Source organism: Runella sp. (assembly GCF_027484545.1).
GTDB lineage: Bacteria > Bacteroidota > Bacteroidia > Cytophagales > Spirosomataceae > Runella.
In genome coordinates this window covers 19,219-27,463 of the sequence record NZ_JAIXST010000138.1, presented here as the reverse complement: position 1 = coordinate 27,463, position 8,245 = coordinate 19,219, and the positions used below count along the sequence as shown (strand labels likewise).

The 8,245-nt window shown below is 42.5% G+C and carries 7 protein-coding genes; 6 read left to right on the top strand and 1 reads right to left on the bottom strand.

Annotated elements, in window-relative coordinates; all coding sequences use genetic code 11:
* Positions 1-772: 772 nt before the first annotated feature.
* From Q0081_RS13035 to Q0081_RS13015, 5 genes are all read left to right on the top strand, one after another.
* Positions 773-1,201: a hypothetical protein gene (locus Q0081_RS13035; protein ID WP_298353910.1), complete on the top strand. Its 429-nt coding sequence runs from the start codon at positions 773-775 to the stop codon at positions 1,199-1,201.
* Between the two features lie 195 nt (positions 1,202-1,396).
* The gene (locus Q0081_RS13030; RefSeq protein ID WP_298353908.1) at positions 1,397-2,221 is read left to right on the top strand and encodes a sensor histidine kinase; all 825 of its coding nucleotides are present in this window, start codon (positions 1,397-1,399) and stop codon (positions 2,219-2,221) included.
* Between the two features lie 49 nt (positions 2,222-2,270).
* The gene (locus Q0081_RS13025; protein WP_298353906.1) at positions 2,271-2,921 is read left to right on the top strand and encodes a response regulator transcription factor; all 651 of its coding nucleotides are present in this window, start codon (positions 2,271-2,273) and stop codon (positions 2,919-2,921) included.
* Between the two features lie 271 nt (positions 2,922-3,192).
* Entirely contained in the window at positions 3,193-3,696 is a 504-nt protein-coding gene (locus Q0081_RS13020) for an RNA polymerase sigma factor (protein ID WP_298353904.1), read from the top strand.
* 23 nt (positions 3,697-3,719) lie between these two features.
* Entirely contained in the window at positions 3,720-4,391 is a 672-nt protein-coding gene (locus Q0081_RS13015) for a hypothetical protein (RefSeq protein ID WP_298353902.1), read from the top strand.
* A gap of 62 nt (positions 4,392-4,453) precedes the next feature.
* On the opposite strand, the gene Q0081_RS13010 is transcribed toward Q0081_RS13015, so the two are convergent.
* Entirely contained in the window at positions 4,454-5,560 is a 1,107-nt protein-coding gene (locus Q0081_RS13010) for a Gfo/Idh/MocA family protein (RefSeq protein WP_298353899.1), read from the bottom strand.
* 149 nt (positions 5,561-5,709) lie between these two features.
* Here Q0081_RS13010 and Q0081_RS13005 point away from each other — a divergent pair, with 149 nt between their 5' ends.
* Positions 5,710-8,241, top strand: coding sequence for a M14 family zinc carboxypeptidase (locus tag Q0081_RS13005; protein ID WP_298353896.1), 2,532 nt, complete (start codon positions 5,710-5,712; stop codon positions 8,239-8,241).
* The last annotated feature ends 4 nt before the right edge of the window (positions 8,242-8,245 follow it).

The following is an 8,245-nucleotide window of genomic DNA, read 5'->3' as shown; positions in this document are numbered from 1 at the left end:
TGAGGTCAGTTCAGATTTTTCTGCTTCTGACAAACTCACCTTTTTTGCTATGCGTGCCATGAGAATAAAATGTTTTACTCTCAAAATTAATAACTAAAATTAAATTGCCAAAACACTAATGTTTACAGACTAATTGGTATCTATTGCTTTTTGATTCTATTAAGAAATATGACAACTTTAATAATGAATCAGTTGGACGTATACAACATCTATATCTATAACTGGCATAATTTATTGGGGTTCACTGTAATTGCAATTATATACAGTCTTGTTGTGAAAAATTATTATTTTAAATTTTTTGCATGGACTTGTATTCTGATTGTTACAACTACAGCATTTATAGATTATCCCACTTTGTTAGATGTTAAGACAAGGAATTTTAATCAGTTTTCATATAATGCGTCAGGATTTTTGACAATCATCTTAACTCTTTTTTACTTTTATCAACTTTTGCAGAGTCTCTATGTTTCTAACTTGACTCAATATCCCTTATTTTGGTTTAGTGCGGGAATACTATTCTACTATGCTGGGACTCTTTTTTCATATTTGTTTATAGAAACAACCTTTAACAGTAGTGTAGAATTACGACAACAGTATTGGGTGATTGATGCTATACTTTCTATTGTACTTAGTATTTTTTTGGGAATCTCCATTTGGTTTATAAAGCCTCCAGATAATTTTTGCTAAAGTGTTTGTCATGAAAGGCATAATTCAATACCAGAAGGTATTGAATTATGCCTTTCATATTTTTCACCTAAATCAATACCAGAGTATGAAAAAAATCCTAATCCTTATTTGCCTTGCTGCGTTAGTATTCGCTTGCCAAAAAGATGAAGAAGTAAGCGTGGCTCCCACAAAAAACTTACTGACTGCCGAAGAACAACGCGTAGCGGCGAGTATTGGCTCTGTTGTCTCTTTTAAAGACGCAAAAGCACAAATGGCAGAGTATCAGAAGACAAGCCCTGACGAAATCAGAGGAGTGGCTTTTGGAAAAGAGGTAATCGAAAAGCTTATGAACCAAAAAGGAGTAGTGGGATTACGTTTTTATTTTGCAAAAGATAAAAATGGCAAAAGCTCATTGGTTTTTACCGGGATTGATAAAGATGGTAGGGACATTACGACCATTGCCAATGCCCGAACTACTGATAGTGGAGCGGCAGGAGGAGAGGGATTACCATGTCCAAACTTTTGCAATCCTTAATTTTGGATAAAAAATTTTGAAAGCTGAGCTGATTACTCGGCTTTTTTTGCTGAATAGCCTTCTAAAATTGAGGAGTAGTTTCCCCTAAACGAGGTAAAATGTCCTCTTTTTGTAACCGTTTACTAAAATTAATCCGACCCCACTGTTTTTCTATGTATTTTTGAAATGACTTAATACAGTCATTAGAACCCGTATATGGAATCTCCCTATATAGTGATAGTTGGGACGGGTATCATGCTTATTATGGCATTGTTCATTGTATTGTTTGTGATGTATTATCAACGCAAACAAATTGAACAACAGATGCGTGTCAAAGACATGGAGGCGGAGTTTCAACGGAAACTTCTAGAGGTGTCTATGGCTTCAACCGAAGCGGAGCGGCGAAGAATTGCGCAGGATTTACACGATGATATTGGAGCGTTGTTGTCGGTTACTAAGTTGACTTTTAATGCATTATATGGACAGTTGGGCTCTAAAGACCAAGCCGAACGACTGGCTCAACAAGTGCGGGAAGCGCTCGATGAAACCATCAGTCACGTGCGGCGTATCAGTAGGGAATTGGTGCCTACCACGCTCGAACGCTTTGGATTGCCGGCCGCCTTGCAGGAGTTTGCCGCCAAAAGCAACAGCAACAATGCGCTTCGTGTGACATTTGGATATTGTGGGGATGAAAATTGTCGGTTAGATTCCAAAACCGAACTGATGCTGTATCGGGTAGCTCAGGAGCTTATCAACAACGCCATGAAACATTCAGGTGCTAAGAATGTACACGTACAACTATCCTTGCCGCCGCATGATTTCGGGATGGTTATCGAAGATAACGGGCAAGGGTTCAATTTAGAGAATGTTCGCCTGAGGCCATCGCCCGGTTTGGGATTGGACAGTATTGAAGGGCGCTTGCGAATCATACACGGTAAAATTCAGTACGAAACAGCTCCTGAAAAGGGGTGCCGGGCTATTGTGGAATTAAAGAATGGTCTTGTTTCAGACAAAAGTTTGGCCGCTGAGAAAGTAAGATAACCCGGAAGATTAAGAAGATTTTTAAAATATACTCATCACGTTATTTCAGATGAATAAGATAAAACTTGTAATAGCCGATGATCATAACCTTTTCAGAAAGGGAATGACGGCTATGCTCAATCAGATACCTGATTTTGAGCTGATAGGAGAGGCAGCCAATGGAAAAGAACTGTTGGATTTGCTTGCCAAAGTCACGCCCGATATAGCTTTATTGGATTTACAAATGCCCGTTATGGACGGGGTAGAAACGACAGAACACATTCAGGTGCAGTTTCCAAATCTGAAGGTGATTATTGTGTCTATGCACGAGGAAGATCGATTTATCATTCATTTGCTCGAAAAAGGGGTAAATGGGTATTTGCTCAAAGATTCAGAACCGGGTGAAGTGGAAAATGCCATTCGGCGAGTGATGGCGGATGGATTTTATTACAGCGATTTTGTATCCAAGGCATTGCACCGGAAAGTAATCACCCGGGCTACTCCTCCGGCACCGCTTTTCAATAGTAAAGTACAAATATCGCCTCGTGAAATGGAGGTGCTTCAACAACTTTGCGAAGGACTTTCGACGTTGGAAATCAGCGAGAAACTCTTTGTCAGCCCGCGTACCGTAGAAGGTCACCGACTGCGATTGCTTGAAAAAACGGGCACCAAAAATACTGCAGGTTTAGTAGCGTATGCTTTTAAAAATGATTTGTTGTAAATACAAAAAGCATTAAAGATTTATAACTGCTTTGTACGAGTAACGCAGTACTAAGAAAGGAGGCTCGACAGCCTCCTTTCTTAGTATATTCGTCATGCTTATCTATTCCTCCAAAATTTTCTCGCTCTTATTGTGATTTTATGAACCCTTGTGCGAATAATTAAGAAAATGAAGGATAAACACTTAATTAGGAATTCAATCGAAAATAAAACACGAACTTCTCAAACCGCCCAATGTACCATTCCTGTTGACACTCTGACACCTGCAAGGAATGAATGCAACGGATAAATCGGCCTTGTTTCTTTCGGTGATTGAATCTCACAAAGGGATTCTTTATAAGGTGGCAAATTCCTATTGTAAAGACAGCGAAGATCGTAAAGACTTGATTCAGGAGATGATGGTACAGCTGTGGAAATCATTTGAAAGTTACACCGACCAATACAAATACTCCACTTGGATATATCGGATTGCGTTGAATGTGGCCATTTCATTTTATCGGAAAGAAAACCGCAGAAAAGAAATAGCCAATCCGCTTGATGATGATATTCTGAATGTTTCCGATACGACCATGCCGACGGAAAAAGAGCAAAATTTGGCCGTTTTGCACCAATTCATTGCTGAATTAAAAGAGTTGGACAAAGCGCTGATGTTGCTGTATCTGGAAGAAAAAAGTCACAAAGAAATCGCTGAAATCATCGGGATTTCGGAAACCAACGCAGCAACTAAAATCGGAAAAATTAAAGCCCTGTTAAAACAAAAATTTTCATCCCGATAACAATCGGACTAAAACGTAACAAAATGGAAGAGACTGAATTAATCAATCTTTGGAAATCATACGACAAGAAACTCGAAGAGAGTCTGTCGCTTAACCGAAAAAACGCAGAAGAAATTACCAAAATGAAGGTGCAATCCTTCTTGATATCCATGAAGCCCCTAAAAATTTTTACCCTGTTGGTAGGAATAGTGTGGGTTGGGGTGGGGAGTGTAATAGTGACTAACCTGTTTGTGTCTGCCTTTACCGAGGTTAGTAAATTTTTTCTGTTTTCGGCTGTCATTCAATTAGTGCTGACCGCAATAGCCATTGTGGTTTATGTGTATCAACTCATTCTGATTCATCAGGTTGATAGCAATGAGTCAGTTGTGAAAACGCAGGAACAGCTGGCTCGTTTGAAATCATCTACGCTTTGGGTGACGCGTGTGTTATTTTTACAACTTCCCGTTTGGACCACTTTCTATTTGTCTGAGGGTATTTTTAAAAATGGAAATACACTCTTTTACATTGTACAGGGTGCTGTCACTTTTTCCTTTGCTTACGTTGCTTTTTGGCTATTCCTTCACATCAGACCTGAAAACAAAGATAAAAAATGGTTTCGTTTGATTTTTGACGGAAAAGAATGGACTCCGGTGCTAAAGTCAATGGAACTTTTGAATCAGATTGAAGACTATAAAACAGAGATTTCACTCCCCTGAATTTTAGATTTGGACGCAAAAAAAAGGAGGCTGTCGAGCCTCCTTTTTTTGTATATTCTCTTCTATACCATCACCTTCTTGCCTCCGGCTGCAATGGATTTATAAATGGCTTCAATCACTTTCATATCTTTCAACCCTTCTTCGCCCGTTACGTTAGGGTCGGGTTTTCCATTCAGAATACAATCGGCCATTCCGTCCATCTGCCAGGTTTGGTGCATTTTGGTGGTGTCCCAACTCATTTCACCTTTGTTGGTGCGACCTTTGATGGGGCCATAGCCAAAAGCAGGACTGAGATCAACAAAGCCCTTTTCGCCTATGACGTAGAGCCGTTCAAAATTATTAAAATTGTAAGTAGTACCGCAGGAAGCAATCGCGCCACTTGGAAAGCCCATTTGGAATGTAATGGTTTCATCTACTTCCTTAAATTTCACGGGGTCGGTCTTGGCTTCTTCTGCCGAAACCCAAATGGGCTCTTCGCCCGTGGCATAGCGAGCGCCATTGATACAATACACTCCGACGTCCATCAAAGCCCCACCGCCGGCCAACGCTTTTTTTAGTCGCCACTGATTAGGATCACCGCTTTTGAAGCCGTCGTAGGTATTTACGTGCATGATTTTGCCCAATTCGCCTGCTTTTCGCATCCGAATTAGTTCACGAGTATAGGGTTCGAAGTGCAGTCGGTATCCAATGTATAGCTTCACATCGGCTTTTTTACAGGCGGCTATCATCTCTTCGGCCTGTTTTACACTGACGCTCATGGGTTTCTCACAAATGACGTGTTTTCCCATTTTAGCCGCCCGAAGCGTATACTCATGGTGCATGGAATTGGGAAGCGTGATATACACGGCATCAATGTTGGGGTTGTCTTTTATTTTTTCAAAATCCTTGTAATCGTAAAAATTAGCTTTGTCCAAGCCGAACTTACTTGACCATTTATCTACTTTTTCGGGGGCGCCCGTTACTCCACCCACCAATTTGGCCAGTTTACAATCTTTCATGGCAGTTGCCACTCGGTCTGCATAACTTCCAAGTCCTACCAAAGCCACGCGAAGTTGTTTGTCTGCCGCTACCATGGGCACAGCTGCTTCGGCAGGGGTCAATGCAGATACAATAGGCAGGGTTAAAGCCGAGCCACCAAGCTTGAGAAGAAAATCGCGACGAGATTTCATGAAGTTAGTACAGTTAGTTTCTCTAAAAAGCATCCATACGTCGTTTTCTATGGTTGTTACGGCTAAATTTGTCAAATACATTCAAAAGAAGTTTGTCTATATTTGTTACGAAACTCCTTAGAATGCCATTTATCATCAAACAAAACCCAATGAGAAAAACCCTATTGCTTTTGACAGGATTACTCCTTACCCTTCAATCCTTTGCCCAACTCCAATCTCCCACACAATTTTTTGGCTTTGCTCCCGGCGAGCAAATGGTGCCCACCCACCGCCTGTACCAATATGCCGAGCACGCTGCTCAGCAAGTGCCTGCCAAAGTAAAATTAATGACTTACGGGCAGACCTACGAAAAGCGCCCGCTGATTATGTTGGTCGTGAGTTCTGAAGAAAACATGCGCAATCTGGAGCAAATACGTTCCGATCACCTCAAGAGTATCGGCATGATGAGCGGACAGCCTTCGAGCAAAACCCGTCCGGCAGTAGTATGGATGAGCTACAACGTCCACGGAAACGAAGCCACTAACTCAGCTGCTTATCCCAAAGTATTGCATGAATTGTTGTCAGGTAGTACCGTTTCAGAAAAAATCTTAAAAAACACCATTGTTATTTTAGCGCCCTGTCTCAATCCCGACGGGCATGACCGCTATGTAAACTGGTATAATCAAAAAATAGGCAGTTCACCCAATGCCAATACATCAGCTTGGGAACACGGTGAGCCATGGCCGGGAGGTCGTTATACGCACTATTTGTTTGACCCTAACCGCGATTGGGCGTGGCAAACGCAGGAAATTACCCGTCAGTTAATTGCTGCCTATCACCAATGGATGCCTCACGTACACGCTGATTTTCACGAAATGGGACCCAACAGTCCCTACTATTTTGCGCCTTCGGCCAAACCATATCATGAAGATATTACCCCGTGGCAACGCGAGATGCAGGAAGTGGTGGGGACGTACAACAAACGCTATTTTGACCGTAACAATTGGCTGTATTACACTCACGAGCGTTTTGACTTGCTCTATCCAAGCTACGGTGATACGTGGCCTACCTACAACGGGGCCATTGCCATGACCTTTGAACAAGGCGGTGGCGGTGTTGCAGGATTAGCGTATGACCGCCCGGATGAAGGGGATACTTTACGGCTCTCTGACCGCGTAGCGCACGTTTCAGCGGCGAGCATTGCCACGATCGAAGCCATTGCCGACCGTTCTTCTAAAGTGGTGGATGAATTTATTAAGTTCTATGACCGCAATCAAAATAACCCGATTGGCATTTATAAATCGTACGTGATCAAAACTGCCGGTGACGAAGGCCGTGTAAAAGCATTGAAAGAGTTGTTGGATAAAAACCAAATTCGTTACGGGTATTCAAGCGAGGCCAGAGCATTGACGGGTTATAACTACTTGACCCAAAAAGACGAGCCGTTTCGGGCCGAAACGGGTGATTTGGTCATCAGTGCGTATCAGTCAAAATCCAACCTTTTGAAGATTTTATTTGAGACTAAGCCCATGCTCGAAGATTCTGTGACGTATGATATTACTTCTTGGTGCGTGCCCTTAGCGTTTGGCGTGAAGACGTACGGCGTAAAAGAAAAATTGACGCCAAGTCAGCAATCGCCAATCGCCAATCGTCAATCGGCAATCACGGGAAAGCCTTATGCGTATTTGGCAACGTGGAAATCGGCGGAGGATGCAAAGTTTTTGGCGGCTGTTTCCAAACAAAAAGTACGGGTGCGGGCGGCGGAAAAATCCTTTGAAATGGGTGGAAAAACCTACGCACCGGGTACGCTCATCATTACCCGTGCGGGCAATGAAGCTCTGGGTGATGCGCTGGATAAAATTGTGCAGGCAGAAGCGGCTAAGTTGGGCGTGGCGCTGACGCCAACCGAAGGCGGTGGCGCTACCAAAGGCTCTGATTTTGGTTCGGATTACGTCTATAACCTCAAAATTACACCGCGTGTAGGATTAATAGCTGGCGATGGTACTTCCATGACGGCCGTGGGTGAGGTTTGGCACTTGTTTGATCAGGAACTCAACTATCCTATTACGCTGATTGACCCCAATAGTCGCTCGGGAGCCGGTATTCCTTTTGCAAAATTGGATGTATTGATCATTCCAACGGGTTTCGGTGCCAATCTCCTTCGCGAAAGTCAGTTCCCGGCACTTCGTGAATGGTTGCGTGGAGGTGGACGGTTGATTTTGATGGAAAATGCCACCAGCTTATTGGCTGACAAAGAAGGATTTGGCCTGAAAAATAAAAAGGATGACTCCAAAAAAGCAGATAAGAAAATCGCTGCCGACAGTTTGAAAGTATATGCCAACCGCGAGCGTGAATCGGTTTCGGACGATAGCCCGGGAAGTATTTATAAAATTAAATTGGACAATACGCACCCGTTGGCTTTTGGCTTCCCAGATCATTTCTTTGCGTTGGTTAACAACACCTACAATTATGAATTTCTGAAAGACGGTTGGAATGTAGGTTACCTGAAAAAAGAAAAAGAAGGATACGTAGCAGGTTTTATGGGTAAAAATCTAAAAGAAAAGCTGCAAAATGCGCTCTTCTATGGCGTTGAAGAAGTAGGTCGCGGCAAAATTGTCTATATGGCCAATGACCCCTTATTCCGTGGGTTTTGGTACAATGGGAAATTGCTGTTTGCGAACGCGGTATTTATGTTGCCTTAGTGAT

What these genes read in the sequence shown, in the direction of transcription:
- Q0081_RS13035 (WP_298353910.1), top strand. Translation starts at nt 773, where the DNA reads ATGAAAAAAATCCTAATCCTTATTTGCCTTGCTGCGTTAGTATTCGCT.
- Q0081_RS13030 (WP_298353908.1), top strand. Translation starts at nt 1,397, where the DNA reads ATGGAATCTCCCTATATAGTGATAGTTGGGACGGGTATCATGCTTATT.
- Q0081_RS13025 (WP_298353906.1), top strand. Translation starts at nt 2,271, where the DNA reads ATGAATAAGATAAAACTTGTAATAGCCGATGATCATAACCTTTTCAGA.
- Q0081_RS13020 (WP_298353904.1), top strand. Translation starts at nt 3,193, where the DNA reads ATGAATGCAACGGATAAATCGGCCTTGTTTCTTTCGGTGATTGAATCT.
- Q0081_RS13015 (WP_298353902.1), top strand. Translation starts at nt 3,720, where the DNA reads ATGGAAGAGACTGAATTAATCAATCTTTGGAAATCATACGACAAGAAA.
- Q0081_RS13010 (WP_298353899.1), bottom strand. Translation starts at nt 5,560, where the DNA reads ATGAAATCTCGTCGCGATTTTCTTCTCAAGCTTGGTGGCTCGGCTTTA.
- Q0081_RS13005 (WP_298353896.1), top strand. Translation starts at nt 5,710, where the DNA reads ATGAGAAAAACCCTATTGCTTTTGACAGGATTACTCCTTACCCTTCAA.